Source organism: Pseudosulfitobacter koreensis (assembly GCF_024733015.1).
Taxonomy (GTDB): domain Bacteria; phylum Pseudomonadota; class Alphaproteobacteria; order Rhodobacterales; family Rhodobacteraceae; genus Pseudosulfitobacter; species Pseudosulfitobacter koreensis.
This window is the reverse complement of record NZ_JANKJG010000012.1, coordinates 103,430-128,435: the sequence shown is the minus strand read 5'-3', so window position 1 is coordinate 128,435 and position 25,006 is coordinate 103,430. Positions and strand designations below refer to the sequence as shown.

Here is a 25,006-nt window from a genome sequence, read left to right as displayed (position 1 = left end):
ATGCGGCGGATCGAGCAGTTGAGCGCAGGGCTGGACAGGGTCTGCCTTGCGCTTGCCAAGGTCGGGATGATCGGGATCGCGCTGGTGATCCTGCTTCAGGTGGCAGTGCGTTATGGCATGCAAAGCCCCTTTGCCTGGACCGAGGAACTGGCGCGGTATCTCATGGTCTGGAGCGGCCTGCTGGGTGCCACCTGCGCGTTCCGACGCGGGCTTGATCCCGTGATCCTGTCGGTCACGTCCGCATCTTCCGCAAAACGTCAATGGCTGGGGCGCGCGATGCTCGCCCTTGCCGTCCTCATCTTTCTGCTGCCGATGCTGCACTATTCGGTCTTCGGACCGGGCTGGAACATCGAACGCGGTTTTCTCTGGCGGGGCATGGGGCGTAATTCGCCCGGTCTGGGGCTGAACATGGCGCTGGTCGGTGCCGTTATTCCGGTCACATGCCTTGTCATCATGATCCATTGCGCGGCGCGGGTCACCGGCCCCTTCGCGTCACCGAAAGGCTCGGTCTGATGAAAGTCATTACTGCAGATCAGGTTCTGGGGCGCATCACCGTGGCCGAACTGGTGCCCGTGATGGACAGTGCCATGCGCGACGTTTCGGCTCGCCATGCCTTGCACCCGCCGCGCTTTGCCATTCCGGTCAGCGACGCGGGTCGGATGGGCCTTATGTACGGCGCGTTGCGCAATCCGCCGATGCACGGGGCCAAGGTGCTCAGCCTGTTCCCGGACGCGCCGAAACACGGGCTGTCCAGCCATCAGGGGTTTGTGCTGCTGTTTGAGAGCGAGATGGGTAGACCCGTCGCCGCGATCGAGGCCGACGCGCTGACGGCCCTGCGCACCGCTGCCGTGTCGATGCTGGCCACGAAGACGCTGGCCCGGCCCGACCCCGAAATCTTCACCATCTGCGGCGCGGGAGAGCAGGCCGAACTGCACCTGCAGGGCATCCTGCAATGCTTTGCGCCGCAGGAAATCCGTCTTTGGGCGCGTCGGCCCGAAGCGGCCCGCGCGCTTGCCGCACATTTCCCCGATGCGCCCATGCGCGTCGTCGAGGACCTTGGGGAGGCGATCGCCGGTGCCCACGTGATCACCACCGCCACATCCGCAAGCACCGCGTTCCTGCCCGGTGCGGCGCTTGAACCGGGCCAGCACGTCAACTTGGTCGGGGCCAGCCTGGCCGACGCACGCGAGATCGACGATGCCGGGGTTGCACGTTTGGCCATGTTCACCGACGCGCTGGAAAGCTCAGGCCGCGAATCTGGCGAGATCCTCGAGGCCAGGGCGGCCGGGGTCATAGGCGATGACTATGTGGTGACGGAACTGGGCATGGTTCTGGCAGGCGACGCGCCCGGTCGCGCGGACGCGTCGCAGATCACGGGGTATAAGTCCCACGGCCTGATCGTTCAGGATCTTGCCGCAGGTTGGCACATCGCGCAGACGCTAGGGTGAGTTTTATCCCCTCGTCAGGGCGACGTTTTCCGCTTGGGGGACTCGTTCGACCAGCTGCAATACAGGCTTTACAGGTGATTTAGGCATTTTTCGTCGCGACACTAAGCAGCATGACCAGTCTGTTGAATTATGCAAGAAATTGACCCAGCTTTCCGCGATGCAGTGGCCCACTGGCTGCAAATAGTTCCGTAAGCTTTCCGTGAGATAGAATGCTGCAGGAGGGTCAGCGTCGAATGAAAAGAAGGGTCAATTCGATGAGAAACTCGACAGTCTAATGCTGTAAAGTGCCCCGAAAGACCGCTCTGGGGAAACTGAGCTGCAGAGATGACCATCTTGGCGAAGGTCCGGTCTGGGCCGTTCGTGCCGACCTGCACCAAGGGCGGAGCGCTACCCTTCGCTGCGGGTGCAAAGTAAAACGGGCCCTCGGAAGAAAACATACGCTCCGAGCTGCCCCCGAAAGTTTTTTTGACATGAAAGCAGCAACGAAGCTTTCCGTCATACCTTCAGCATCAAGAACCAAGCCTCTCGGTGCTGAGATCTGGCACCCAGTATCAAGCGGCCTTTTCCAAGACAGGCGGCGTCTCTCTTGGCAGCGAAAGGGTGAAGGTACTGCCAACTCCGACCTCGCTGCGCACGCGGATGGTTCCGCCTTCGAGGCGGGCAAGTTCTTTCGCAACAGACAGGCCCAAGCCGGTCCCGGCGGCGCTCCGGGAAAGCGTGAGATCGGCTTGGTGGAACGCTTCAAAGATCTTTTCGAGTTCACCTGGCTCAATTCCTGCTCCAGTGTCGCTTACATCTATGTGAACCTTGTCTTCTGTTTCGGTGACGACGACAGCAACCTTGCCTGAATCTGTAAACTTGATGGCGTTCCCCATCAGATTGATGAGGATCTGCCGTGTGCGCGTCACGTCGGCCAACATGAGGCAGGGCGGTATCCGCATCTCCAGCTGTAAGTCCTTTTGTTCTGTAAGAACTCTCATCTGCTCGACGACAGGCTCAAGGACCTCTCGCACGTCACAAATCTCTGGATCGACCTCGAGCCGACCTGTCTCCATCTTGGCGTAGTCGAGCAACTGGTTAACAAGGAAGAGCAGGTGTTCGCCCGATCGTTCGATTTTTTCCATTGCTGTATCTGCGGTTTGCAACACCTCGTTGACGCTGCTTTGGACAAGGCCTGCATCGACATGACGCTGCTGAAGCAGATCTAGGTGTCATTGGGGCTTCTCCGAGCAGAACGTGTTGGTGCCGCCGCTCACCTCATAGACCGTGGTTGTCTGTTCGAGTTGGAGGACATTCAGAGCCAGGATGCCCGCGACGATCCTTGTGTAGTCCGGGTCCGTGCCCAGGGCTTCCAGAGACCTTTGATCGCTCCAGATAGTCTGCGTGATCCAGCGGTCGCCTTGCGAGAAAAACAGCACACCGCAGCATCCGGGGCGCGAGGCGAGAACCGGCAAGGAGATGTCGTTCGCGTAGTCGACCAGTTCCGCTTTTCGCGTCGGGTCAAAGCGGGTCTCCCAGAGTCTCACAAGCATGGTTGCCTCCAACGAGGTTGGTCTGTGGTGGATCTTACAATTCGATTTAGACATCGGGAACGCTCCTTGCTCCCGTCTCGCCCGCCACGGTGGCGACCAGCCTTTCCAAGTCGTTCAAATCGTTAAAGCAATGCAGCGAGGCGCGCACCACAGCGTCGAGGCCACGTGCTTCGAAGTCGATCCTCGCGTAGGCGCGCGGCGTGAACGAGACCATCACGCCGGCGTGCCTGAGGCGCAGGGCGGTTTGCTCGGCTACCTCCCCTTTGCGGGTGAAGGTGACTATCCCGCAGCGCCGCGCGCCGGTGTCGTGGAGGCGGATGCCCGGCACCTCAGCGAGCCGCTGACGCAGATCCTCGGCCAGCGCCGTGATGCGGGCCTCGATCTGCGGCAGACCGATGGCGCGGGCATAGCGGATCGCCTCCAACAGGCCGATCTGTCCGGCGACATGCCGCTCGAAGGTCTCAAACCGGCGGGCGCTCGGCTGCAGTTCGTAGGCATCCGCCGCCGTCCAGTCGGCAGCCCATAGGTCCACGAAGGGAGGCTCCAGTCGGTCGATCATCGTCTTCCGGACAAAGAGGAATCCGGTGCCGCGCGGTCCGCGCAGGAACTTGCGGCCCGTCGCGCAGAGCATGTCGCAGCCGATGCTTTCAACGTCGATGTCGATCTGGCCGACCGACTGGCAGGCGTCGAGCAGGAAGTGGATGCCATGCTGCCGGGCGAGCCTTCCAGCGTCCTCTGCCGGGTTCACTAAGCCTCCGCTCGTCGGCACATGTGTAAGGGCGATCAGTTTCGTGCGGGGCGTGATCATCCGCTCCATCGCCGCTACATCGACCTGGCCGGACGGGTCGCTAGGGGCAAAGTCGATTTGCACCCCCGCCGCTTCAGCACGCTGAAGCATGGCCAGCACGTTCGAGACGTATTCAGAGGCATGGGTCACAATCCGGTCCCCGGGCTGAAGCCTCATGCCGTAGAACGCCATGTCCCAGGCGCGGGTCGCGTTCTCGATGAAGGCGATCTCCTCCGGGAGGGCGCCGATCAGCGCCGCCGCCTCGGTATAGAAGGCGGTCAGATCCTGCGCCGCCGCCTCCTGCGCCGCATATCCGCCGATCCGCCGCTCTAGATCGAGATGCCGCAGCACTGCCTGGTGAACAGGTTCCGGCACCGGCGATGCGCCAGCGTTGTTGGCGTGGACGTAACTCCGGCACGAGGGCGTGTCGGCGCGCAGCATCTCGACGTTCATGCCGACACCGGCTGCGGAAGATGGCGTGCGATCTCCTCCAGGTGAACATGCCCGGTGCCGCAGCAGCCGCCCCAGATGTCCATGCGCGGATAGCGCCGGCCGACATCCGCCATCAGGCGGCCGAGTTCTTCGGGGTCGCCTTCCTCGAGGTGGCCGAGCTTGCAGAGCGCGATCTTGTCCATCTTCGCCGCGTTCGGCCGGATCGAGCGGATGCGGCGGGTCCAGTCACCGCCATCCAGCGCCGGCTCGAACTCGAACGGGTGCGAGCAATTGAGCGAAAAGAAGGCAGGATAGTTGTCCGTCGCGGCATCTACGATGGCGATCGCTTCCGCCAGCGCGATTCCAGATGAAAGACGGTGCGAGCTGTCGAGTGAGAAGGACACGGCCACGGGCAGGCCGATGCGGCGGGCCGCCTGGACCACGCCGATCGCCTCGGCCGGATTGTTGAATGTGACTGCCCAGGCCAGATCGACATTCGCCTTTTTCAGGGTCTTCAACTGGACGCTGTGATAGGCCTCGGCCTCGTCGATCGTGGTGCTGCGGTTCAGGCTGTAGGCGTCGCCGCGTGGGCCGACATAGCCCGAGAACAGCGCCAACGGGATCTGGCCGGCGTATTCGGCGGCGACATCGCGCAGGAACTGGATAGAGCGTAGATTGGCCTCGGCGAGCGCGGAGGGGGAATAGCCCAGCTTCGCCCCCCAATCAGGGCTGGCGCGATAGTCGAAGCCGCCGATCAGCGCGGAATGGCCATGGCGTGCGACGACGTCGAGATACCGACGATACATGCCGCGGATCGCTTCGGCCGAGTCGCGCTTTTCCAGAAGCGGGAACATCGCGAATTCGGGCAGATCGAAGCCCCACTTGTACATAATCTCGGTCTCGATGCCGCCTTCGGTGAGGAAGTAACGGCCGGGAGCGGGTGCGGGGAATTGTTTCGTGATCATTGGTCTTGTCCTAGAGATAATGTGAGAAATGGCGGCGCGTTTCGCGCGGCTCGAACCCGATGTCTCGCCGGATATGGTCGCTCAATCCGGAGAGATGCGGTGGGCAGGACGACGGCCGCCCGCCGCGCGTGATGAAGACCCAGAACGGGCTCATGTAGAAGGGGGCCATGTATCGGCGCCGCGGCCGGTCAAAAAGGATCTTGGTCATGGTTTGAATCCTTGCGAGGGGATGGCAAGCCGGCTAGCGGCTCTGATGGCGCCAAGATGGACGTGTCCCCGCAAACGCGATAGAATACTTGTGGTGCGGTGTAGGGCCTTTGCGAAATACCTATATTTGTCAAAGGGCTGTCAGCGCTAACTGTGTGGTCGTTCATAAAGCCGGGGCGAAGACTGCACTTGCGGTACAGGTGATCAGGCGGAGGGCCTTGCGATGGAGAAAGTCAAATCGAAGCGGGAGCTTATCCTCGACATCGCCGAGTCCGGCATTCTGTCGAAAGGCTTCGGTGCGACCTCCATCGACGAGATCATCGCCGAGGCCGAGATCACCAAGAGCGGGTTCTTCTACCACTTCAAGGACAAGAACGAACTCGCTCGCGCTTTGCTGCAACGCTATCTTGACACCGAGGAAGCCATTCTCGACGACGTGTTCACCCGCGCCCGAGAGCTGCACGGCGACCCGCTGCACTCCTTCCTGATCGGTCTCAAGATGCTGTCCGAGATGATGGGCGATCTGCCGAACGGTCACCCCGGCTGCCTGGTCGCCACGGTAGCCTATTCCGAACGGATGTTCGACCGGGACGTCCGAACGCTGAACCGGCAGGCCATCCTGATCTGGCGCGAACGCTTCCTCGGCATGCTGCAGGAGATCGCGGCCATCTATCCGCCACGCGACGGCGTGGACCTTCGCACGGTCGCCGACATGATCTCTAGCACCGTTGAGGGGGGCATCGTGATGTCGCGCGCGGTCGGGGAACCCAAGGTATTGGCCGAGCAGATCGTCCTTCTGCGGTCCTACATAAAGCTGCTGTTCAGCCCCGCCAACCCGTGCTGACCCCGCGGGGCGACTGTACCGGAAGTCAAGTCGGACCGGATTCCCGCGCGTGAAGCGTGGGCGCGGCAACCCTTCAATGTTTTGAAAATACTTGACGTTCTCCGCATTTTAAGAGGGCGGACCAGAGGTTGACTAGGTTCCGGGCGCGGCTTGATCCAGAAAGCCGCCAGCCCCGGACGCGCTGTCCGGCGGCGCTCACCCAAGCAAATCTGGAGAACAGAAATGAAGACTTATCTCATGGCCGCTGTCGTCGCGGTGGCCGCCTTCTCGGCACCCGTTTCCGCGCAGGAAACCGCCGCCGAAACCTATTCCGAGATCAAGGAAGCGTTCGGCTTCGTGCCCACGTTCATGCAGGAATACCCCGAGCATGGCATTCGCGGCGCCTGGATCATGACCCGCGACATGGAGTTCAGCGACAAGACGGAACTGTCGCCCAAGGTCAAGGCGCTCATCAACATCGCCGTGGGCGCGCAAATTCCATGCCAATACTGCGTCTTCGCCGACACAGAAGCGGCGCGCGCCGCCGGGGCCACTGAAGGCGAGATCAAAGAGGCCGTGGGTCAGGCCGCGTTGACGCGTCACTGGTCGACGATCCTCAACGGGCTGCAGATCGACTTCGACCAGTTCCGCGAAGAGATGGGGGGCTGATAGCTGCTACTGGTCCGGGCAGACGGCGAAGAGCGGACCCTCCCCCGAAGGACGGAGGGTCCGCTGCGCCGGAAGTGCGGGATGGAGCAACATCTGCGACGTGACAAGATGTATCCTCAAGACGAAACACATCCCGCAAGCGCCGCAGGCACAGCCCTGCGGATCCTCACTGTGTTTGAGCAGCCGCTCAAGTGGATCACTTTTGCGCTTGGACTGGGTAGCACGCTTTGCGTCGTGCAGGGCTGGCAACTGGCCGCGATGACGTCGAGCCTGCCATTTTGCCTAATCTGGATCTATTTCGGATGGCTCAGATCAGAACGGCAATTGCAGTACATCAACGTCGTCTTCGCGATCTTTTATATCTACGGGATTGCCCGCCACATTGTTCTGAACTTGTAGATCAGTCGCCCGGTTCAGAAAAATCCTTGGCAATTGCTTCGCGACCGGACCGGCGATCGCATGATGAAGCGAGCGACGAGGTCAGCATCCGCGTCATCGGGTTGCAATACCGCACGTCGACGCAACATGTTTCGGTCACGCTCGAGGCGAATCTGCTGCCAAGCAAGGCCAGATGTCGGCATGCGGGGCGCGCGCTGAGGGTGGTTGCGGTGGATTTGGTAATGCGAAACGGAAAAAACGAATATCTGTTGGCTGTTGGAACGTTCTCACGCATGGTCGGTGCAGGAACCAGGCCAACGAAGAGACGCATTTCGGTCATGACTTGACCCGGCCCGGCACAGGTGGCACGCCGGACCGGCTTTGTCCTCGTGGCAACCAGCCCGATCCGAGCGACAGACAGCTATCGATGTCTGTTTCACACAGGCTGACAAGGTTCGATTTGCAGGGTTCGCGCCGTCTGTCCTTCGCCCCCGGCCATGAGACTGGCGATCCCGCCGCCTTCGATTTCCAGATCGACGAGAATCCGGCTGACACTCGGGCTGGGCATGAAGCGTCCCTGTTCGATGACGAAATGCGTCCGCCGGTCGCCCAGGACGTCGTGCAGCAGGCAGGCGAGCGGACCGGCGGCCATGCCCGTGGCGCTTTCCTCCGGGATGCCATAGCGAGGTGCGAACATGCGCGTGGTGGCATGGGACAAGCCTCGATCGCCCGTGACGGCAAATACATAGAAGCCGATGAGGTCCAGCGCATCGCTGATCCGCGCCACCGCCCCCTGGTCCACACTGAGCCCGGCGAGGTCCCCCTCACTTGCCACCCCGATCAGAAGGAACCGGTTGCCGGTGTCGACGACCTGGGGCGCGACGCGCAGGTCCAGACGGTCCGCACTCAACCCGATCGCCGCCAGAACGTCGACCTGTGCCACCCCCGTTCCGGCCCAGTCGGCCTGCGTCAGATAGCGGGGCGCCCGTTGCTCCATGAATACTGCACCGTCCCGGACATGAATGCGTCGGGGGCCGTCGACTGTATGTTTCGACGTGGGTCCATCCGAAATGCGCCCGTCGGCGCGCATCAACGCGAACGCCGCGATGGTGGCATGCCCGCAATGCGCGATGCGCCGGGTTGGCGTGAAGAAGTCGAGCCGGGCCCCTTCGGTCGGCGACCGTGACACGAAGGCCGCCTCCGACAGCCCCGTTTGCGCGGCGATCGACTGCATGGCGGCTTCGTTTAAGGCGTCGGCGTCGAGGACCACACCGGCCGGATTGCCGCCGGAGCCGTTCAAGGTGAACGCATTGACGACGTGTACGGCAACGGCATGTCTGGCTTGCTTGTCATGTTTTGACATCGGTCTCTCCATTCCTGTCTATCTGCCTGTCCGGGCGACATTGCCGTGCCAGTCCTCGATGCCCGCCGCCTGAGCGGAGGGCTGCGTCGCGAGGCCGAAATCGCTCGAGAGAGCCGAAAGCGCCATAGCCGTGGCGGCAAAGACCGCGAGGATCAACGCAACCCGGAAAGTGTCCGATTTTCGGATGCGTTCGAAGTCCGATTTCATCGGGCCAGTGTGATCGACAGTGTGCATGTGGTGGTCTCCGGTTTCAGTCGGCTTGGGCGTTCCATCTGGACAATCGCGCCGATTAGTGTGAAGTTTTCACTTGGTCTCACGACGATCACCGATCGCCGATGTCATATTGGTGGAGGATATAAGCATATCGACCAAGATGCTCTCCAACATGAAACAGTGAAATTTTCTCATGATTGGATCTCCGAGTGGTGACGCGCTGACGAAGCTGGTTCAGTCCATCACATTGCTCACTGCCGTTTCTCGTCGCGGCAGCTTTGCCGGGGCAGCGCAGGATCTCGGGCTGGATCCCAGCGCGGTCAGCCATCGCATCCGCGCCCTGGAAGCGGCGCTCGGGTTGGCCCTCTTTGACCGAACGACACGCCGCGTGCGCCCCAATCGTGCGGGCGAAATATTGTGTCAGGCCGCTAACCGTTCGTTGGACGAAGTAGAGCGCGCGCTGGTCGCCGCGCGTGCGATGAAGTCGGAAAAGGCGATCCGACTTTCGGTTCATTCTTCGCTTGCGATGAAATGGCTGATCGCACGACTGCCGGATGCGCAGCGCGCCGGTATAGACCTGTCACTGGACGTGCGTGAAGGCCTCGCAGGTTTCGACACGGGCGACGTCGATGCCGGTTTCCGGTTCGGCCCGGGTCCCTACCCTGGACTGCACGCCATACGTTTGTCGAAATGCCACATCCAGCCGGTGATCGGAACATCCTATCCCGGCGCAGGGCGGCTTCAGGAAGCCGCCCTGAGAGATGGAAGCGTCCCCATCCTCGCGGATAGCGGCGCCGAGAAATTCCGAACCGGAACGACTTGGGAGGACTATTGGAAACTTCTGGGTCTGAACGACGGTCGTGTTAAGCCTTCACAACATTTCGACCGCGCAGACCTCATGCTTCAGGGCGCCATCGGCGGCTTGGGCGTCGCTCTCGGCAGAAGCCTGCTGATCGAGGACGACATCCGGCACGGGCTTCTCAGGCCGGTCGGAAGGACGGTTCGTGTGTCGTCAGCCTACTGGTTGGTCACAACATCTGAGCTGGCGGAATCGCAAGGAGTTCGGCTGCTGCGGGATTGGCTGAAGGAACAGATACGGCTGACCCTTCGATAGACGGGAACGGGCCGTGCCATCGCGTTGCCCGAGCAATCTACCCCGGGAAACATGGGCAGGATTGATCGGAGCACCGTGACTGTACCAGGGGTCAACTTTGCACATGCATGATTTTGCACCATCCGATGTTTGTCGGAGGTGTCCGATGCTTTAGCCGAGACTGAGGGTGCTCGAAATGAACCTCGACACGATCTTTGACGCGAACCGCGCCAGCTGGGATGAGCGGGTCGCGGTGCATATTGCACCCGGCGGCCTCGACCTGACCGGGCTGCGCGCCGGCCACGGCCGCCTAGACGCGCTGGAAGAGCGGGAACTGCCCGAACTGGTCGGCCCGCTCGACGGCAAGCGGGTGCTCCACCTGCAATGCCATTTCGGGGCCGACAGCCAGCCTCGCGCTGGCACAGCGTGGCGCGATCGTGACCGGCGTGGATTTCTCGTCCGAGGCGATCCGGACGGCCACCGCGCTAGCCACCGAACTGGGGCGGAACGAGCGCGCATCGTTTATCGAATGCAATGTCTACGACACACTCGACCACCTGCCCGACACCGGCTGTTACGATCTCGTCTACGTCACCTGGGGTTGCATCGGCTGGCTGCCCGATGTGACAAAATGGGCGGCAGTCGTCACGGCGTGCCTGAAGCCGGGCGGCGTGCTCTATCTGGCCGATGGGCATCCCTCAGCTCTCGTCTTCGACGATTGCGTGACCGGCACCCCGGGCAAGCCTGGCTGGTTTGTTCCCTATTTCGAGCGCGAGCCGCTGGAGTTGGACGAAACGCAGGATTACTCCAACGCTGGTGCTACTCTGAAAAACAGCCGGGTCTACGCATGGATGCACGGATTGGGCGAAATCGCCTCGGCCCTCATGGATCAAGGACTGGAGATCAGGGCTCTGCGGCATCAAACCGCGACAGGTCCACACAGCGGCGCGTCTGTTTCAAGCGAATGTCCTCTTCGAGCCGTTCGCTTCAAACTACTGGCTTACTCACCGCACGGATCTGAACCTCCGCTTGGCCTGCACGCGTCCTAAAATGTGCAAAGGCCAATTGAGGTCTGTACGCGGCACCGATATCGAGGGCGACCGTTCGATAGTCATCAACGCCGTCACAGATATCCAAATCCCCGGCATCAACAAGGTCCTGGCGCACCGCTGGCGTGTGGCCATGCACGACGACGGTCGGCTTTTGTGCGCGCCGCTCCGGATCAGGATCGTTGGCGTCCCACCCGCCGCGGTGGGTCAAAAACGTTTGACGGATATTCGCCCAGTGATCTTCCATTTTAATGAAGCGACGGGACAGCCCTAGAAAAGCTGTGCGGTTCTGAAATGGGTGTATACCTGCATGCACTAACAGGAGGTCGCCAAGATAGAGATGTGTCGGCCCCGAAGCCATTGCTCTCAGATATTCAGGGTGCAGATTATCTTTCAGCTTTGCCGCTATCTCGTCCCAGCTGTGCGTTTCTGCCGACAGACCAAGCTCGGCCATGACTTTGTCACCGCCGAGCCTTCCCCAGAAGTCGAGATATCTTGGACCTTCGAGCGCCAGCATCAAAACAAGATCATGATTACCGGGTAGGACATGCAGATCGTCAACATCTGCAAGCCAACCGGCATTCATGGCGAGATCAACAGCGCGGATGGATGCAGGTCCCCGATCTATGAGGTCGCCCAAAAAGGCAAGATGCCGTTTAGGCGCTTCGCGTGGGGTATTCTTGATTTCTCCGAGTACCTGCACAAGTAGCTCAGCCTGCCCGTGAACATCCCCAATTGCGAAGATATCGATGTCTTCTGGAAGAGACCCGGGAAGGTCTCGCCAAGGCAAGTAGAAGGAATTGAAGGTTTTCAGTCCATCGGGCATGTTGATTGTCCGTTCTGGTTGAAGCTTCGTAGCGACCCCGGGCGATGTCAACCGTAGGCGGAACCAGGTCTCCTTCTCGAACCCAAACTGCGGTCTTTTCATTGAACATTTCAGTCCCCTCCCGTGTCGTCCTGCCGGATACGGTCCCGCCAAGCCATCAAAAGTTGACCAAGCAGCGACACGTCATCAAGTGGCCGATACCCTGGCAAGTCGACCTGTACAAATCCCGAAGGGGCTTCCTCCATCCCGAGGCCCTTGGCGATCTTCGCCTCATAGGCAGAGAAGGGTTGAGCCAGAACATACCACCGTGACGCCGTACGCGCCCAAGCTCGGTCGACGTCAATTGCGACAAGCTGTGAGGTCGTGATCCAGCCCTCAGCCAGTCTCGGATGCCCCGAAGCCATCCCCCACAAGATTGGGGCACCATGACGGGTTACATGGGGACGCCAGTAGTTCAGGATTGGTGCGCCGGCGAGGTCGTTTTCGGAAGGGCCACTGTCGGCAGCTTTGATGGCGGAACGCAGTTTCTGGGCCCAAAAGGCTTTATTGGTCATGGGGAACTCCAAAGTAAAGTTGATGGTGAGGTTGAAGGACAGACAGAGAGACCGGCGGGACGAGATGCCCCTCGGCCCAGCCGACATCTGCTCAATGCAAGGCGGGCCGGTTCATCAACTGATCCACGGCATCGAGCATTCGAACGACCGATCTCAGGCTGACGTTGTGCGGCTTCTTGATTGCCATGATGACGTCCTTGACGGCATCAACGGCATCTGGGGGAAGGTCACGTCGCAACCCTTCCCGTTCCGCAAAGCCAATCAGGTGTTCTTGCGTCAGGGCGCGCAGTTCGGTGGGAGGGCATCGGCTCAGGAACGGGGCTGGCAGACCGTTCACGCTGTTTGCTGTAAGAATCCATGTGATCCAGGACATGTCGAAAACAATACGGAAGTAAGGGCATGACCAGCGACGCGCCGTGGACCTCTCAAGGAAGGGCAGCAAACCCTCAGTCAGAGAATACCGCTGACCGCCCGCGGACTGGACATCCCCTGCTTTCTCGATCTCGTCGACCACGATCACAGGATTCGCAATCTGAGACGCCATGATCCCCTCCAGAACCTTTCCCGGGCCCGCTGATCCCCATCCCTTTTGAGACCCCGTAACCGCAAATGCAGCGGGTTCACTCGTGGCCTCTATGATTGTCGTCGGCACGGAGAGCTGCGCGCCCAGTAGGCGAGACCAGTAGCTTTTACCGATCCCGGGCGGACCGACGAGAAGCATTGGCCGGACAAGGGGCGCAGGATCACCATTGCGGACCGAGGCCCGCATGTCGTGCCAAAGACGCTCTGTTGCAGGAGCCATCCACGGCATCTCCGTGTGGAGACAACTGGCGATTTCGTCGGCGTGGTGCTCGGTCTCCACTGGTTGTATCTGTGCGCCATTGCGGAACACCTCGAGTCGCGCACGCTCCTTCGGGTCAAGATGGTCCATGCCTGATCGGCGTGAAACTGCGCTGAGATATGCTGCCGCCCTTCGCCGTACTTTTAGCCGGTCGGCTTCGGACAGCGCGTAGTCAAATTTTGGGCTCCCGATTTTTTCTCTGAAACGATCCAGGAATTTCCTTAGACGAACTTCGATGTCGTGGGCTGACGGGATGTTGTGATCCGGGAAACTGACGTCGGCAAATTGAATACGGGGCATATGGTGTCCTCTCTGAACCGGCCTGCCCATCTTTTGGCGGCCAGCATTTGGCAGCGTGGGGCTGCCAAGGGTTTCAGTACGAGGATCCGGATCCTTGAGAACGTAATGAGAACATTTTGCGGGGTCGGTCAACCTCAGCGCCGGGAGTTCAGCCCTGAAACGAAAATGCCGACCCTCTCGGATCGGCATTTCTCAGTTTTAACAATTTCAATGGCTTAGCTATCAGTGGTCACTTAAGCCCCACCCAAAGGTCGTTTTTTTGGGCCAAATGGCTCTCAATTGCCCCCCATAACAGTCACAACAGGAGTTGAAACATCCTCCTCACCCGCACTTGCTATATCCACACGACGCGCAGGTCATGCAGCCCTCGACCATCCGCAATTCGTAGCTGCCACATGACGAACACGCCTTGCCGCGTGGGGCTGCGTTGTCCAGACCGACGACCTGCGCCGTGGGGTCGGATTTCAGCCCCAGCCCCTCGCCCGCGATGAAGCCGGTGACGACCATGTGCTGCTCGATCACGCCGCCGATCGCCGCGAGTATGGAAGGAATGTATTTCCCCTGCATCCAGGCCCCGCCACGCGGGTCAAAGACCGCTTTCAGCTCTTCCACCACGAAAGACACATCCCCCCCGCGCCGGAACACGGCCGAGATCATCCGCGTCAGTGCGACGGTCCAGGCGAAATGCTCCATGTTCTTGGAGTTGATGAACACCTCGAACGGACGGCGGCGGCCACCGATCACCACGTCGTTGATGGTGATATAGATCGCGTGTTCGCTGTCGGGCCATTTGACCTTGTAAGTGTTGCCCTCCAGCGTTTCAGGACGGTCCAGCGGATCGGCCATATAGATGACGTCGCCATGCGGCTGCATCGGCTCGGCGTCTGAGTTTGCAATAACCTCGGGTGCCGCCTGCTTGTCTTCCGACACGCTCAGCACGCTCCCGGTCACGTCGTTGGGCCGGTACGTGGTGCACCCTTTGCAGCCCGTATCCCAGGCCTGCATGTAGACGTTCTTGAACGCGTCAAAGCTTATGTCTGCTGGGCAATTGATCGTCTTGGAGATCGAACTGTCGATCCACTTCTGCGCCGCAGCCTGCATCTTGACGTGATCGGCAGGCGCCAGCGTCTGGGCATTGACGAAATAGTCAGGTAGTTCGGCATCGCCCTTCAAGTCGCGCCACATCTGCACGGCATAGTCCACAACCTCTTCCTCTGTCCGCGATCCATCCTTTTGCAGCACCTTGCGGGTGTAGGCATAGGCAAAGACCGGCTCGATCCCCGAACTGACGTTCCCGGCATAGAGCGAGATGGTCCCGGTGGGCGCAATCGACGTCAAAAGCGCGTTGCGGATGCCGTGGGTGCGGATCGCCTCGCGCACGTCGTCATCCATGTTCATCATGTTGCCCGACGCCAGATAGGCATCGGCATCGAACAGCGGGAAGGCGCCCTTTTCCTTGGCCAGTTCGACCGACGCCAGATAGGACGCGCGCGCAATCGCCTTCAGCCAGGCTTCGGTCTGGGCCGCCGCCTCGTCCGAACCATAGCGCAGGCCGACCATCAGCAGCGCATCGGCCAGACCGGTCACACCCAGACCAATGCGGCGTTTCTGCTGCGCTTCGCGCTCCTGTTCGGGCAGTGGGAATTTAGACGTGTCGACCACATTGTCCATCATGCGGATGGCGGTGGCGACCAGACGGGTCATCTTGTCCTCGTCCAGACCGGCACCAGCGCCGAACGGATCAGCCACCAGCCGCGCCATGTTGATCGAGCCCAGCAGGCACGCACCATAGGGCGGCAGAGGCTGCTCGCCGCAGGGGTTGGTGGCCGCAATGGTCTCGCAGTAACTCAGGTTGTTGGCCGCATTGATCCTGTCGATAAAGATCACACCGGGTTCGGCGTAATCATAGGTCGCCTGCATGATCTGGTTCCACAGGTCCAGCGCCTGCACGGTCTGGTAAACCTTGCCGTCGAACACAAGATCCCACGAGGCGTCGGCCTTCACGGCCTCCATGAACGCATCGGTGATCAGCACGCTGACGTTAAACATGCGCAGGCGCGCCGCGTCGGATTTGGCGGTGATGAAATCGCCAATGTCTGGATGATCGCAGCGCATTGTGGCCATCATCGCACCGCGTCGGCTGCCCGCTGACATAATGGTGCGGCACATCGCGTCCCAGACGTCCATGAAAGACAAAGGACCGGATGCATCCGCCGCCACGCCGTGCACATCTGCGCCCTTGGGGCGGATGGTGCTGAAATCATAGCCGATGCCGCCGCCCTGCTGCATGGTAAGCGCGGCCTCTTTCAGCATGTCGAAAATGCCGCCCATGCTGTCGGGTACGGTGCCCATGACAAAGCAGTTGAACAACGTCACCTTGCGCGCGGTGCCTGCTCCTGCGGTGATCCTGCCTGCGGGCAGGTACTGGAAATCCTCCAGCGCGCCATAGAAATTCTCTTCCCATGTGGCCGGGTCTTTCTCGACCTGCGCGAGGTCACGCGCGATGCGGCGCCAGGTGTCTTCGACCGTCACGTCCCTCGGCGTGCCATCGGCCGCCTTGAACCGGTATTTCATATCCCAAATCTGTTCGGCTATCGGGGCGGCAAAGCGTGTCATGGCGTCGATTCTCTGGCTTGTGGAAAGATATCCAAGATGCCCGAACCGGCCCAAGATCACAACCCATTGAAGACGGTGCAGCAGCGACTACTTTATGTGGTGTGGGGAAAATGATTCTGTGGGTAAAGCTGTGAACAAACCATGTGTAAACCTGATCAAGCTCAGCGTCGGCACCGAAAATGTAGATGATCTGCTCGCCTGGCAGTCCAGCAAACGCGCCCAGACCGACAAGGGGCAGCCCCGGCACGTCACCCGCATGTTTCCCAAGCGGGCAGATGAAATCCTGAACGGGGGCTCGATCTACTGGGTGATCAAGGGCGTCATCCAGGCCCGCCAGCGCATCCTGCGGCTGGACGAAGTCACCGGCGGCGACGGCATCCGCCGCTGCGCAATCGTGCTTGATCCCGACCTGATCCGAACCCAGACCAGCCTGCGCCGCCCGTTTCAGGGCTGGCGCTACCTCACGCCATCAGACGCGCCCCCCGACCTGCCCAAGGGCCGCGTCGCGGAAGAGCCCCTGCCCGTCGAGCTTAATCGTGCCCTCGCGGAAATCGGCGTGCTCTGACTGCCATTCTCTTGGCCAGAAATAACCCCGCCGGAGGCTCCTGCCCCAGCCACTCCCCCCGAACATCAGCCCAGGCGCGCAAGCACCTCGGTCATCGCGGCGCGGTCCTCGTCCGCAACATCCGCGACCCGCGACCGCCACAGCGTCGCCTGTGATCGCAGGATCAGCCCATCTGACAACACTTTCAGGTGGTTCGCGCGCAGCGTCTCGCCGCTTGATGTGATGTCGGCGATGGCCTCGGCGGTCTCGTTGGCGACCGTACCTTCGGTCGCGCCCTGGCTGTCGACGATGGCGTAATCGGCCACGCCCGCATCGCGCAGAAATTCGCGCACCAGCCGGTGATATTTTGTCGCGATCCGCAGCCGGAATCCGTGGGTGTCGCGAAATGCCGCCGCCGCCGCGTCCAGATCGTCCAGCGTATCGACATCGACCCAGGCCTGCGGCACGGCGACGATCAGATCCGCCTCGCCAAAGCCCATTTCCTCCAGCGGCTCGACCTGCTGTTCCCAAAGCGGCAGCTTGTCCTGCACCAGATCGGTGCCGGTCACGCCCAGATGGATGCGCCCCGCCGCAAGTTCGCGCGGGATTTCCCCCGCACTCAGCAGCACCAGCGACACGCCGTCGATGCCGGTCACGGCACCGGCGTATTCACGATCCGAACCTGTGCGGCTCAGCCGGATGTCGCGCGTCGCGAACCAGTCAAAGGTTTTTTCCATCAGCCGCCCCTTGGACGGCACACCCAGCTTGATCATGCGCCTGCCTCCAGTTCGGCCAACAGGCCGGGGCGCAACACCGCGCCCACCGCCGGAATTTCCGCGCCCTTGCCCAGCCTGCGCGTCAGCGCGTCATAGCGCCCGCCACTGACCACCGCCGGCAGATCGGCGCGCCCCGCAGCATAAAAGCCAAAGACGAAGCCGTCGTAATATTCCATCGACGTGCGCCCATAGCTTGCCTCGAAGTCCAGCGTGTCCACGTCGACACCGCGCGCCACCAACGCGTCGGCGCGCGCGGCCAAGCCTTCGACGGCCCCCGAGATTGACGGCATATCGACGGTCAGATCGCGCAGTTGCGACAAGGCAAAGGGCACGGTTTCGCGCACGCCCATCAGCGTGTCGAGCAATTCCATCTCGGCCGCGCTGATCGGCTTGGCGGCGGCGTCGGCATGCAGGGCGCTGATCCGCGCCTCGATCTCGGCCTCGGTGCGCACCCCGATCAGGGGCGCCGCCCCAAGACGCGGCTGCGGGTTGGCCAGCAGCGCCGTGCGGCTGGCAGGCACGGGCGCGCGCCCTGCAAACCGGTCCAGCAAGGCGCGGAACCGGCGCGGCCGCCAGATGTGGCGCAACAGCGCGGCGCGGCGTGCCTCGCTGGTGCGCAGTCCGTTGACCGCTGCCGTCAGAATGCCGATGTCGCCGGTCGCCGCGCGCAGGTTCAGGCCCGCAACCGCCTCGGCCATCAACGCGAACACTTCGGCATCCGCCGCCGCAGGATCGGTCCGGTCGAACACCTCGAAGCCGACCTGCAGGAATTCACTGGCGCGGTCGGGGTCTTCCTCCTGGCGGCGAAACACCTCGCCCGCGTAGGTATAGCGCGCCGGGTCCGCCCCATGCGCCATGTGCATCTGCACCACGGGCACGGTGAAATCGGGGCGCAGCATCTGTTCGCCGCGCAGCGCGTCGCTGGTCACATAGGCCCGCGCGCGGATATCTTCGCCATAAAGGTCCAGCAGCAGCTCGGCGCTTTGCAGCATCGGCGGCTCGACCACCTGAGCGCCTGCCGCCTCGAACCGGTCACGCAGCTTTGCCGCCTTGGCACGGCCTTCGCGGGTGATCATTTGCCCTGTCCTTCGAGTATCTCACGCACCTTGTCCAGCATCTGGTCGCGGGGCACTTCGAACTGGCTGGGCCGGTCCTTCCATTCCTCGTGGGTGGCGGTCTCGGCGATCTTGGCCCCCAGGATCAGATCCTTGATCTGCACGACGCCGCGTTCTTTCTCGTCGCCGCCTTCGATGATGGCCACGGGGCTGCCGCGCTTGTCGGCGTATTTCAACTGGTTGCCGAAGTTCTTGGGATTGCCCAGATAGACCTCGGCGCGAATGCCCGCCTGCCGCAGCTCGGCCACCATCGCCTGGTAGTCGGCCATGCGGGCGCGGTCCATGACGGTGACGACCACGGGGCCCTGCACCGATTGTTGCATGCGCCCCTTTGCGGTCAGGGCGGCCAGCAAACGATCAACGCCGATCGACACGCCCGTGGCGGGCACTTCCTGCCCGGTAAACCGCCTGACCAGATCGTCATAGCGCCCGCCACCCGCGACCGACCCGAACTGCCGCTTGCGGCCTTTCTCATCGAAAATCTCGAAGGTCAGTTCGGCCTCGTAGACAGGGCCGGTATAATAGCCAAGGCCGCGCACGACGGAGGGGTCGATCTCGATCCGGTCGGGGCCATAGCCGCCCGCCGCTAACAAGTCGGCGATCTCCTCCAGCTCGTCCACGCCCGCCTCGCCGGTCTGCGATCCCGCCACCAGTTCGCGCAGGCGGGCCACCGTGGCGGCGCCGCTGTCGCGTTTGGCCTGCATGAAGCCCATGATGACATCCGACTGCGCATCGCTGAGCCCGGCACCATCGGTAAAGTCGCCGCTGTCGTCCTTGCGTCCCACGCCCAGCAGCGCACGCACGCCATCCACGCCCAAGCGGTCCAGCTTGTCGATGGCGCGCAGCACGATGCCGCGCTCGGCCTCCATCGCATCGGGGTTGGCGGGATCCAGCACACCGGCCACCTCCATCACCCCGTTCAGCACTTTTCGGTTGTTGACACGAATGATGTAGTCGCCGCGCGGGATGCCGACCTCCTCCAGCGTGTCGGCCAGCATCGCGCAGATCTCGGCGTCGGCGCCCATGCTGGCGCTGCCCACAGTGTCGGCATCGCATTGATAGAACTGGCGAAACCGTCCCGGTCCCGGCTTTTCATTGCGCCAGACGGGGCCCATAGCATAGCGGCGGTAGGGATTGGGCAGATCGTTGCGATGCTGCGCATAGACCCGCGCCAGCGGCGCGGTCATGTCATAGCGCAGCGCCAGCCAGTCGCCAGGTTTCTCGCCCTCGCCGTCCTCTTGCCAAGCGAAGACCCCGGCGTTGGGGCGGTCCACGTCGGGCAGGAACTTGCCCAGCGCCTCGACCGTCTCGACAGCACTGGTTTCCAGCGCGTCGAAGCCATAGCGATGATAGACCCCGGCAATCGCTTGCAGCATCTCGGCGCGGGCGGTCACCTCTGCTCCGAAATAGTCGCGGAAACCCTTTGGCGTTTCCGCCTTTGGGCGTGGGGTCTTCTTGGGCTTGGCCATGACAGGCTCCAATGGGATCAGCGTTCGCGCATGGGCTTACGATATGGGCCAGATGGGGGCAAGCACCTCGCGGCCCATTGCAAGCGGCGGCACGATGGCCCACATGGTCAGCAGACAGCAAAGGAGACTTCGCATGGAACAGCTCGAAGAACAGATCGCCCATCTGATCCGCACCGTCGATGACCTGTCAGATGTCGTCGCCCGTCAGGAAGGCGAGATTGCCACCCTGACCCGCCGTGTCCACATGCTGATGCAGCGCGAAGGCGAACGAGAATCCCAGACCACAGGTGGCGCGGTTATAGGGGACGAACGCCCACCGCATTATTGAGGACGCTTGAGGTCTTGGCGAACCGACCCTTCGGGGAGAGTTTATTTGGCAAGATGAAGCTCTTGCCGGTTCCGCTCAGGGTGTCTTGATCGCCGCCGCGATCACTTGCCCGTCGTGCAGCAGGATATCGGCCCAGCGCGCATTGTTGCCGAAATTCTCGTAGGTGCTTACAAAGACCGTGTCCCGTTCCAGCCGCCGGATGGCACTGCCGCAGGGCTTGCGTTTGCCGACGCGGCAGATTTGCCTTTTGACCTTTTCATAGGCCTCGTCGGTGTCGCTGTAGGGGTAGTCTTCCGCAGGTCGGCCATAGCGCAACTGTTCATGCATCGACGGCGCGCCGAACATGGCCAGCGCTGCGGTGAACTGGCGCGCGCAGCCATCCGCAAAGCCGGTGACGTAGAATGTCCGCGCGCCGGTGCTTTGCGGGTCGCTGTCATAAAGCGTGAAGCCACTGCCGCTTGCAGGGGCCTTGTCGATCTTGCGGCCCATGTTGCGGAGTGTCGCATCACAGACCCGCGCGACGCTGCCATAGGGCAGAACCGCGCCCACGGGCACATCAAGCATGTCGATCCCCGCAAGGCGCGCGGTGCCGAATATTCCGCGACCTGTGGCATCCGGTGTCAGCGAAGCGGTCTCGACAGTGTCATCGGCTACGGCGTTTTCCCGAAAAAGACCAAGGAGGCCACGCCGTTTTTCAGGATCTGCCGGGGGCGTTGCAGCGTCGGGTGCCGGTGCAGTCTGCGGATCAGGGTCCGGTTTCGTCCCTGCGAACAGAGCACTCAGAATTCCACCTTCGCGGTCCAGCTCTTCGGGCGATGTCACGACAGCGGCGGCGGGCTGATCTTCGGCCAGATCGACGTCCTGAATATGCTCGACCTTGTCCAGCGGGTCGCCGCAGCCTGCCAGAGCAAGCGCCAGAACCGATGCCGTCAAAGCCTTCACGCCAATCCCCTTATGCGCCCCGAAGTGGAACGGTGGTAACGCAAGGCTTGCACCGCTGTCCACTGGATCGCCGCGCCCCGGCGATGCGTGGCCGATGCGAGGTGTCAGATCTCCTCGACCGAGACCACGCCGCCCAGGCTTTTGATCGCGCCCTTGATCTGCGGATTGACCGGAAAGTCATCACCCAGTTCAACGTCGATCTCGCCATTCAGCCCAGCGCCCATCAGGCACAGCTGCACCGGCCCGCGACCGATGACGCGGGTGCCCTGCGCCGCGCCGTCCAGCACCGAGGCAATAGAGCCCACGGCCCCAGCATCGTTGATGAACACGCGCAGCCCCATGCCGCCCACATCGGCCACCACAGCGTCGATAGGGGCGACCGAGCGCGCCAGCAGCTTCAGCTGATCGCTTTCCATCGTCGCCTCGGCGGTGATGATCACCTTGGCCCCGGTGACCAGGAAATCCTGTGATTTCTCAAGCGCATCCGAGAATAGTGTAACCTCGAACGCGCCGGTGGTGTCCGACAGCTGGGCAAAGGCAAAGCGGTTGCCCTTGGCCGACTTGCGGATCTGGCAGCCTGCCACCACACCCGCCATCTTGGCGTTCTTGGCGCCGCGCCGTTCAACATCGGCGATCACCTCGTCCAGCGTCTGCACGCCCTTGCGTTTCAGCGCACCGGCATAATCGTCCAGCGGATGACCGGACAGATAGAAGCCCACGGCTTTGAACTCTTCGCTCAGCCGTTCGGCGGGCTGATAGTCATCGCCCGGCATCATGCGTGGCTCCGGCAGGTCATCACCCGCCTCGCCGAACAGCGACACCTGGTTCGAATTCTTCTGCTCGTGGATCGCTGCAGAATATTGCACAAGTGCGTCCAGCGCATCAAAGACCCGGCGGCGGTTGGTGTCGAGTTGGTCGAACGCCCCCGACCGCGCCAGCATCTCGAGCGGTCGCTTGCCCACCCGTTTCAGATCGACGCGGCGCGCGAGGTCGAAAAGCGTGGCAAAGGGTTTGTCCACCCCGTCAACCTTGCGGCCTTCGGTCACCAGCTTCATCGCCTCGACGCCCACGTTCTTCAGCGCACCCAGCGCATAGACAAGCGCGCCGTCGACCACCTTGAACATCGCGTCAGACCGGTTCACGCAAGGCGGCACCCACGGCAGGTCCATCGCCTTGCGCACCTCCTCGAAATAGATCGCCAGCTTGTCGGTCAGGTGAATGTCGCAGTTCATCACCCCGGCCATGAACTCGACGGGATGGTTCGCCTTCAGCCAGGCAGTCTGGTAGCTGACAACCGCATAGGCCGCCGCGTGGGATTTGTTGAACCCGTAGTTGGCGAACTTGTCGAGAAGGTTCCAGACCTCCATCGCCTTGTCCTTGTCCACGCCATTGGCCTTGGACCCTTGCAGGAACTTGGGCCGCTCGGCGTCCATCGCCTCCTGGATCTTCTTGCCCATCGCGCGACGCAACAGATCGGCCCCGCCGAGGCTGTAGCCCGCCATGTCCTGCGCGATCTGCATCACCTGTTCCTGGTAGACGATGATGCCTTGGGTCTCGTCCAGAATATGGTCGATGGTCGGGTGCAGGTTTTCCCGCGCTCGCAACCCGTTCTTGACCTCGCAATAGGTCGGGATGTTCTCCATCGGGCCGGGACGGTAGAGTGCTACGAGGGCCACGATATCCTCGATGCAGGTCGGCTTCATCCGCTTCAGCGCATCCATCATGCCGCTGGATTCCACCTGGAACACGGCGACGGTCTTGGCGGCGGCATAAAGCTTGTAGGATGCCGCGTCATCCAGCGGGATGGCGTTGATGTCGTTCTCGGTGCCCGGTGCGGGTTCATACAGTTGCGTGCCGTCCGCCCCGATATGCAGATCGCGCCCCGCGCCGCGGATCTGGTCTACCGCGTTCTGGATCACAGTCAGGGTCTTCAGACCCAGAAAGTCGAACTTGACCAATCCGGCCTGCTCGACCCACTTCATGTTGAACTGCGTTGCGGGCATGTCGGACCGCGGGTCCTGATAAAGCGGCACAAGCGCGTCCAGCGGGCGGTCCCCGATCACAACACCCGCGGCATGGGTGGATGCGTTGCGCAACAGACCCTCGACCTGCTGGCCATAATCCAGCAGCCGTTTCACCACCTCTTCGTTGCGCGCCTCGTCGCGCAGGCGCGGCTCGTCGATCAGCGCCTTGGCGATGCTGACGGGTTTGACGCCCTCCACCGGGATCAGCTTCGACAGCCGATCAACCTGCCCGTATGGCATCTGCAACACGCGCCCGATGTCGCGCACCGCCGCCTTGGACAACAGTGCGCCAAAGGTGATGATCTGCCCGACCTTGTCGCGGCCATATTTCTTTTGCACATAGCGGATCACTTCCTCGCGGCGGTCCATGCAAAAGTCGATGTCAAAGTCGGGCATGCTAACCCGTTCGGGATTGAGGAACCGCTCGAACAGCAGCGCATAGCGCAGCGGGTCCAGATCGGTGATGGTCAGCGCATAGGCCACCAGACTGCCCGCCCCCGACCCACGGCCCGGGCCCACGGGGATGTTCTCGTCCTTCGCCCACTTGATGAAATCGGCAACGATCAGGAAATAGCCGGGAAAGCCCATGCCCTCGATGATATCCAGCTCGAAATCCAGCCGCTTCTGATAGTCCTCGACCGGGGCGGCATGGGGTATCACCGCCAGCCGTGCCTTCAGGCCCTCGTTGGCCTGGCGGCGCAGCTCGACCACCTCGTCGTCGGCAAACTTCGGCAGGATCGGATCGCGACGATAGGCCATGAAGGCGCAGCGCCTCGCGATCTCGACCGTGTTCTGAACCGCCTCCGGCAGGTCGGCAAACAGCGTCACCATCTCGGATTGCGATTTGAAATAGTGCTGGTTGGTCAGGCGGCGGCGATCCTGCTGCTGATCGACATAGGCACCCTCGGCAATGCAGATCAGCGCGTCGTGCGCCTCGTACATGTCGCTGGCGGGAAAATAGACGTCATTGGTCGCCACCAGCGGCAGGTTCATCGCATAGGCCATCTCGACAAAGGGCCGCTCGGTCAGCTTTTCCGCATCCGGCTGCCCGTCAGGGCCGGGATGGCGCTGCAACTCCACGTACAGACGCTGCGGAAACGCCGCGGCCAACCGGTCCATCATCGCCTGTGCCGCAGGACGCTGGCCTGCGCGCAACAGCTGGCCCACCGGCCCCTCCGGCCCGCCGGTCAGACAGATCAACCCCGCCGACAGCGTCTCCAGCTCGTCCAGCGTGACCTGCGGCAACTGCCCGTCACCCTTGAGATAGAGGCACGAGTTCAGCTTCATCAGGTTTTCGTAACCCGTCTCGTTCTGCGCCAGAAGCACCAGACCCGCAGGCAGGCGCGGGCGGTCGCCGGGGCGGGTCTCGACCCATGTGACATCGACCTGGCAACCGATGATCGGCTGGATGCCCGCCCCCGACAGAGTCACGGAATACTCAAGTGCCGCGAACATGTTGTTGGTGTCGGTCAGCGCCAGCGCGGGCATGTCGTGCTTCTTGCACAGATCAGGCAGCTTTTTCAGCCGCAACGCCCCTTCCAGCAAGGAATACTCGGAATGGCTGCGCAGGTGGATGAATCGGGGATCATTTGACATGCGTCATTCCTAACGCTGCCACGCACCCCCTGCCAGAGCGTTGACGCATTTCGCGCCACTTTCCAAAACCATCTCGCGGCCCACCTGCCAAAAGCCTTGCAATGCGGTGCGCCGCC

At 62.0% G+C, this 25,006-nt stretch carries 26 protein-coding genes; 9 read left to right on the top strand and 17 right to left on the bottom strand.

All coding sequences use genetic code 11. The features are described 5' to 3' along the window. Window positions 1-513: a TRAP transporter small permease gene (locus tag NTA49_RS15135; RefSeq protein ID WP_258295644.1), complete on the top strand. Its 513-nt coding sequence runs from the start codon at window positions 1-3 to the stop codon at window positions 511-513. Next, window positions 513-1,448, top strand: coding sequence for an ornithine cyclodeaminase family protein (locus NTA49_RS15130; RefSeq protein WP_258295643.1), 936 nt, complete (start codon window positions 513-515; stop codon window positions 1,446-1,448). The genes NTA49_RS15135 and NTA49_RS15130 overlap by 1 nt, the downstream gene beginning before the upstream one ends. Window positions 1,449-1,999: 551 nt before the next feature. Here NTA49_RS15130 and NTA49_RS15125 read toward each other — a convergent pair. The 5 genes from NTA49_RS15125 to NTA49_RS15105 all read right to left on the bottom strand — a co-directional run bounded on the left by NTA49_RS15125 (window position 2,000) and on the right by NTA49_RS15105 (window position 5,372). Next, window positions 2,000-2,572 carry a sensor histidine kinase gene (locus tag NTA49_RS15125; protein WP_258295642.1) on the bottom strand — a complete coding sequence of 191 codons (573 nt, stop codon included), beginning with the start codon at window positions 2,570-2,572 and terminating at the stop codon, window positions 2,000-2,002. Between the two features lie 87 nt (window positions 2,573-2,659). Beyond that, a complete protein-coding gene (locus tag NTA49_RS15120; protein WP_258295641.1) occupies window positions 2,660-2,980 on the bottom strand; it encodes a hypothetical protein in 321 nt (106 codons plus the stop codon). A gap of 46 nt (window positions 2,981-3,026) precedes the next feature. Beyond that, window positions 3,027-4,220: an aminotransferase class V-fold PLP-dependent enzyme gene (locus NTA49_RS15115; RefSeq protein ID WP_258295640.1), complete on the bottom strand. Its 1,194-nt coding sequence runs from the start codon at window positions 4,218-4,220 to the stop codon at window positions 3,027-3,029. Continuing rightward, window positions 4,217-5,164 carry a homocysteine S-methyltransferase family protein gene (locus NTA49_RS15110; RefSeq protein ID WP_258295639.1) on the bottom strand — a complete coding sequence of 316 codons (948 nt, stop codon included), beginning with the start codon at window positions 5,162-5,164 and terminating at the stop codon, window positions 4,217-4,219. The genes NTA49_RS15115 and NTA49_RS15110 overlap by 4 nt, the downstream gene beginning before the upstream one ends. Before the next feature lie 10 nt (window positions 5,165-5,174). After that, window positions 5,175-5,372, bottom strand: coding sequence for a hypothetical protein (locus NTA49_RS15105; RefSeq protein ID WP_258295638.1), 198 nt, complete (start codon window positions 5,370-5,372; stop codon window positions 5,175-5,177). A 222-nt stretch (window positions 5,373-5,594) separates the two neighbouring features. On the opposite strand from NTA49_RS15105, the gene NTA49_RS15100 reads away from it, so the two are divergent. The 3 genes from NTA49_RS15100 (at window position 5,595) to NTA49_RS15090 (ending at window position 7,262) form a co-directional block, all read left to right on the top strand. Next, window positions 5,595-6,215, top strand: coding sequence for a TetR/AcrR family transcriptional regulator (locus NTA49_RS15100; protein ID WP_258295637.1), 621 nt, complete (start codon window positions 5,595-5,597; stop codon window positions 6,213-6,215). Between the two features lie 222 nt (window positions 6,216-6,437). Further along, window positions 6,438-6,863, top strand: coding sequence for a carboxymuconolactone decarboxylase family protein (locus NTA49_RS15095; RefSeq protein ID WP_258295636.1), 426 nt, complete (start codon window positions 6,438-6,440; stop codon window positions 6,861-6,863). Between the two features lie 81 nt (window positions 6,864-6,944). Next, entirely contained in the window at window positions 6,945-7,262 is a 318-nt protein-coding gene (locus NTA49_RS15090; RefSeq protein WP_258295635.1) for a hypothetical protein, read from the top strand. A 1-nt stretch (window position 7,263) separates the two neighbouring features. Here NTA49_RS15090 and NTA49_RS15085 read toward each other — a convergent pair whose 3' ends face one another. From NTA49_RS15085 to NTA49_RS15075, 3 genes are all read right to left on the bottom strand, one after another. Next, window positions 7,264-7,581 carry a hypothetical protein gene (locus NTA49_RS15085; RefSeq protein WP_258295634.1) on the bottom strand — a complete coding sequence of 106 codons (318 nt, stop codon included), beginning with the start codon at window positions 7,579-7,581 and terminating at the stop codon, window positions 7,264-7,266. A 96-nt stretch (window positions 7,582-7,677) separates the two neighbouring features. Further along, window positions 7,678-8,604 (bottom strand): PhzF family phenazine biosynthesis protein, encoded by a 927-nt coding sequence (locus NTA49_RS15080; RefSeq protein WP_258295633.1) that lies wholly within the window; start codon window positions 8,602-8,604, stop codon window positions 7,678-7,680. Window positions 8,605-8,622: 18 nt separating this feature from the next. Continuing rightward, on the bottom strand, window positions 8,623-8,838 hold the full coding sequence (locus NTA49_RS15075) for a hypothetical protein (RefSeq protein WP_258295632.1): 216 nt from the start codon (window positions 8,836-8,838) through the stop codon (window positions 8,623-8,625). A gap of 172 nt (window positions 8,839-9,010) precedes the next feature. On the opposite strand from NTA49_RS15075, the gene NTA49_RS15070 reads away from it, so the two are divergent. Together NTA49_RS15070 and NTA49_RS15065 are read left to right on the top strand one after the other, a co-directional pair. Next, on the top strand, window positions 9,011-9,931 hold the full coding sequence (locus NTA49_RS15070; RefSeq protein ID WP_258295631.1) for a LysR substrate-binding domain-containing protein: 921 nt from the start codon (window positions 9,011-9,013) through the stop codon (window positions 9,929-9,931). Between the two features lie 368 nt (window positions 9,932-10,299). Further along, entirely contained in the window at window positions 10,300-10,959 is a 660-nt protein-coding gene (locus tag NTA49_RS15065; RefSeq protein ID WP_332844294.1) for a class I SAM-dependent methyltransferase, read from the top strand. Here the strand turns inward: NTA49_RS15065 and NTA49_RS15060 are convergent. From NTA49_RS15060 to NTA49_RS15045, 4 genes are all read right to left on the bottom strand, one after another. Then, on the bottom strand, window positions 10,898-11,785 hold the full coding sequence (locus NTA49_RS15060; RefSeq protein WP_258295630.1) for a metallophosphoesterase: 888 nt from the start codon (window positions 11,783-11,785) through the stop codon (window positions 10,898-10,900). The genes NTA49_RS15065 and NTA49_RS15060 overlap by 62 nt on opposite strands. Before the next feature lie 110 nt (window positions 11,786-11,895). Further along, the gene (locus NTA49_RS15055) at window positions 11,896-12,339 is read right to left on the bottom strand and encodes a DUF6634 family protein (protein ID WP_258295629.1); all 444 of its coding nucleotides are present in this window, start codon (window positions 12,337-12,339) and stop codon (window positions 11,896-11,898) included. Window positions 12,340-12,430: 91 nt separating this feature from the next. Then, window positions 12,431-13,480, bottom strand: coding sequence for an AAA family ATPase (locus NTA49_RS15050; protein WP_258295628.1), 1,050 nt, complete (start codon window positions 13,478-13,480; stop codon window positions 12,431-12,433). 321 nt (window positions 13,481-13,801) lie between these two features. Further along, window positions 13,802-16,096 (bottom strand): adenosylcobalamin-dependent ribonucleoside-diphosphate reductase, encoded by a 2,295-nt coding sequence (locus NTA49_RS15045; protein ID WP_258295627.1) that lies wholly within the window; start codon window positions 16,094-16,096, stop codon window positions 13,802-13,804. A gap of 130 nt (window positions 16,097-16,226) precedes the next feature. Between NTA49_RS15045 and NTA49_RS15040 the strand changes: the two genes are divergently transcribed. Further along, window positions 16,227-16,661 carry a DUF1489 family protein gene (locus NTA49_RS15040; RefSeq protein ID WP_258295626.1) on the top strand — a complete coding sequence of 145 codons (435 nt, stop codon included), beginning with the start codon at window positions 16,227-16,229 and terminating at the stop codon, window positions 16,659-16,661. 65 nt (window positions 16,662-16,726) lie between these two features. On the opposite strand, the gene hisG is transcribed toward NTA49_RS15040, so the two are convergent. The 3 genes from hisG to hisS are packed head-to-tail and all read right to left on the bottom strand — an operon-like array spanning window position 16,727 to window position 20,000. Continuing rightward, a complete protein-coding gene (hisG, locus tag NTA49_RS15035) occupies window positions 16,727-17,413 on the bottom strand; it encodes an ATP phosphoribosyltransferase (RefSeq protein ID WP_258295625.1) in 687 nt (228 codons plus the stop codon). Continuing rightward, the gene (locus tag NTA49_RS15030) at window positions 17,410-18,492 is read right to left on the bottom strand and encodes an ATP phosphoribosyltransferase regulatory subunit (RefSeq protein ID WP_258295624.1); all 1,083 of its coding nucleotides are present in this window, start codon (window positions 18,490-18,492) and stop codon (window positions 17,410-17,412) included. The genes hisG and NTA49_RS15030 overlap by 4 nt, the downstream gene beginning before the upstream one ends. Beyond that, window positions 18,489-20,000, bottom strand: a complete 1,512-nt coding sequence (gene hisS, locus NTA49_RS15025) for a histidine--tRNA ligase (protein WP_258295623.1) — start codon at window positions 19,998-20,000, stop codon at window positions 18,489-18,491. The genes NTA49_RS15030 and hisS overlap by 4 nt, the downstream gene beginning before the upstream one ends. A gap of 133 nt (window positions 20,001-20,133) precedes the next feature. On the opposite strand from hisS, the gene NTA49_RS15020 reads away from it, so the two are divergent. Next, the gene (locus NTA49_RS15020; RefSeq protein WP_258295622.1) at window positions 20,134-20,328 is read left to right on the top strand and encodes a SlyX family protein; all 195 of its coding nucleotides are present in this window, start codon (window positions 20,134-20,136) and stop codon (window positions 20,326-20,328) included. Between the two features lie 75 nt (window positions 20,329-20,403). Here NTA49_RS15020 and NTA49_RS15015 read toward each other — a convergent pair whose 3' ends face one another. Continuing rightward, window positions 20,404-21,270 (bottom strand): hypothetical protein, encoded by an 867-nt coding sequence (locus NTA49_RS15015; RefSeq protein ID WP_258295621.1) that lies wholly within the window; start codon window positions 21,268-21,270, stop codon window positions 20,404-20,406. Window positions 21,271-21,374: 104 nt separating this feature from the next. Next, window positions 21,375-24,890, bottom strand: a complete 3,516-nt coding sequence (gene dnaE / locus NTA49_RS15010) for a DNA polymerase III subunit alpha (protein ID WP_258295620.1) — start codon at window positions 24,888-24,890, stop codon at window positions 21,375-21,377. Window positions 24,891-25,006: the final 116 nt, after the last annotated feature.

Excerpts from the sequence above, each read along its gene's own strand:
- NTA49_RS15135 (WP_258295644.1), top strand. The coding sequence starts at position 1 with ATGCGGCGGATCGAGCAGTTGAGCGCAGGGCTGGACAGGGTCTGCCTT.
- NTA49_RS15130 (WP_258295643.1), top strand. The coding sequence starts at position 513 with ATGAAAGTCATTACTGCAGATCAGGTTCTGGGGCGCATCACCGTGGCC.
- NTA49_RS15125 (WP_258295642.1), bottom strand. The coding sequence starts at position 2,572 with ATGGAAAAAATCGAACGATCGGGCGAACACCTGCTCTTCCTTGTTAAC.
- NTA49_RS15120 (WP_258295641.1), bottom strand. The coding sequence starts at position 2,980 with ATGCTTGTGAGACTCTGGGAGACCCGCTTTGACCCGACGCGAAAAGCG.
- NTA49_RS15115 (WP_258295640.1), bottom strand. The coding sequence starts at position 4,220 with ATGAACGTCGAGATGCTGCGCGCCGACACGCCCTCGTGCCGGAGTTAC.
- NTA49_RS15110 (WP_258295639.1), bottom strand. The coding sequence starts at position 5,164 with ATGATCACGAAACAATTCCCCGCACCCGCTCCCGGCCGTTACTTCCTC.
- NTA49_RS15105 (WP_258295638.1), bottom strand. The coding sequence starts at position 5,372 with ATGACCAAGATCCTTTTTGACCGGCCGCGGCGCCGATACATGGCCCCC.
- NTA49_RS15100 (WP_258295637.1), top strand. The coding sequence starts at position 5,595 with ATGGAGAAAGTCAAATCGAAGCGGGAGCTTATCCTCGACATCGCCGAG.
- NTA49_RS15095 (WP_258295636.1), top strand. The coding sequence starts at position 6,438 with ATGAAGACTTATCTCATGGCCGCTGTCGTCGCGGTGGCCGCCTTCTCG.
- NTA49_RS15090 (WP_258295635.1), top strand. The coding sequence starts at position 6,945 with ATGGAGCAACATCTGCGACGTGACAAGATGTATCCTCAAGACGAAACA.
- NTA49_RS15085 (WP_258295634.1), bottom strand. The coding sequence starts at position 7,581 with ATGACCGAAATGCGTCTCTTCGTTGGCCTGGTTCCTGCACCGACCATG.
- NTA49_RS15080 (WP_258295633.1), bottom strand. The coding sequence starts at position 8,604 with ATGTCAAAACATGACAAGCAAGCCAGACATGCCGTTGCCGTACACGTC.
- NTA49_RS15075 (WP_258295632.1), bottom strand. The coding sequence starts at position 8,838 with ATGCACACTGTCGATCACACTGGCCCGATGAAATCGGACTTCGAACGC.
- NTA49_RS15070 (WP_258295631.1), top strand. The coding sequence starts at position 9,011 with ATGATTGGATCTCCGAGTGGTGACGCGCTGACGAAGCTGGTTCAGTCC.
- NTA49_RS15060 (WP_258295630.1), bottom strand. The coding sequence starts at position 11,785 with ATGCCCGATGGACTGAAAACCTTCAATTCCTTCTACTTGCCTTGGCGA.
- NTA49_RS15055 (WP_258295629.1), bottom strand. The coding sequence starts at position 12,339 with ATGACCAATAAAGCCTTTTGGGCCCAGAAACTGCGTTCCGCCATCAAA.
- NTA49_RS15050 (WP_258295628.1), bottom strand. The coding sequence starts at position 13,480 with ATGCCCCGTATTCAATTTGCCGACGTCAGTTTCCCGGATCACAACATC.
- NTA49_RS15045 (WP_258295627.1), bottom strand. The coding sequence starts at position 16,096 with ATGACACGCTTTGCCGCCCCGATAGCCGAACAGATTTGGGATATGAAA.
- hisG (WP_258295625.1), bottom strand. The coding sequence starts at position 17,413 with ATGATCAAGCTGGGTGTGCCGTCCAAGGGGCGGCTGATGGAAAAAACC.
- NTA49_RS15030 (WP_258295624.1), bottom strand. The coding sequence starts at position 18,492 with ATGATCACCCGCGAAGGCCGTGCCAAGGCGGCAAAGCTGCGTGACCGG.
- hisS (WP_258295623.1), bottom strand. The coding sequence starts at position 20,000 with ATGGCCAAGCCCAAGAAGACCCCACGCCCAAAGGCGGAAACGCCAAAG.
- NTA49_RS15020 (WP_258295622.1), top strand. The coding sequence starts at position 20,134 with ATGGAACAGCTCGAAGAACAGATCGCCCATCTGATCCGCACCGTCGAT.
- dnaE (WP_258295620.1), bottom strand. The coding sequence starts at position 24,890 with ATGTCAAATGATCCCCGATTCATCCACCTGCGCAGCCATTCCGAGTAT.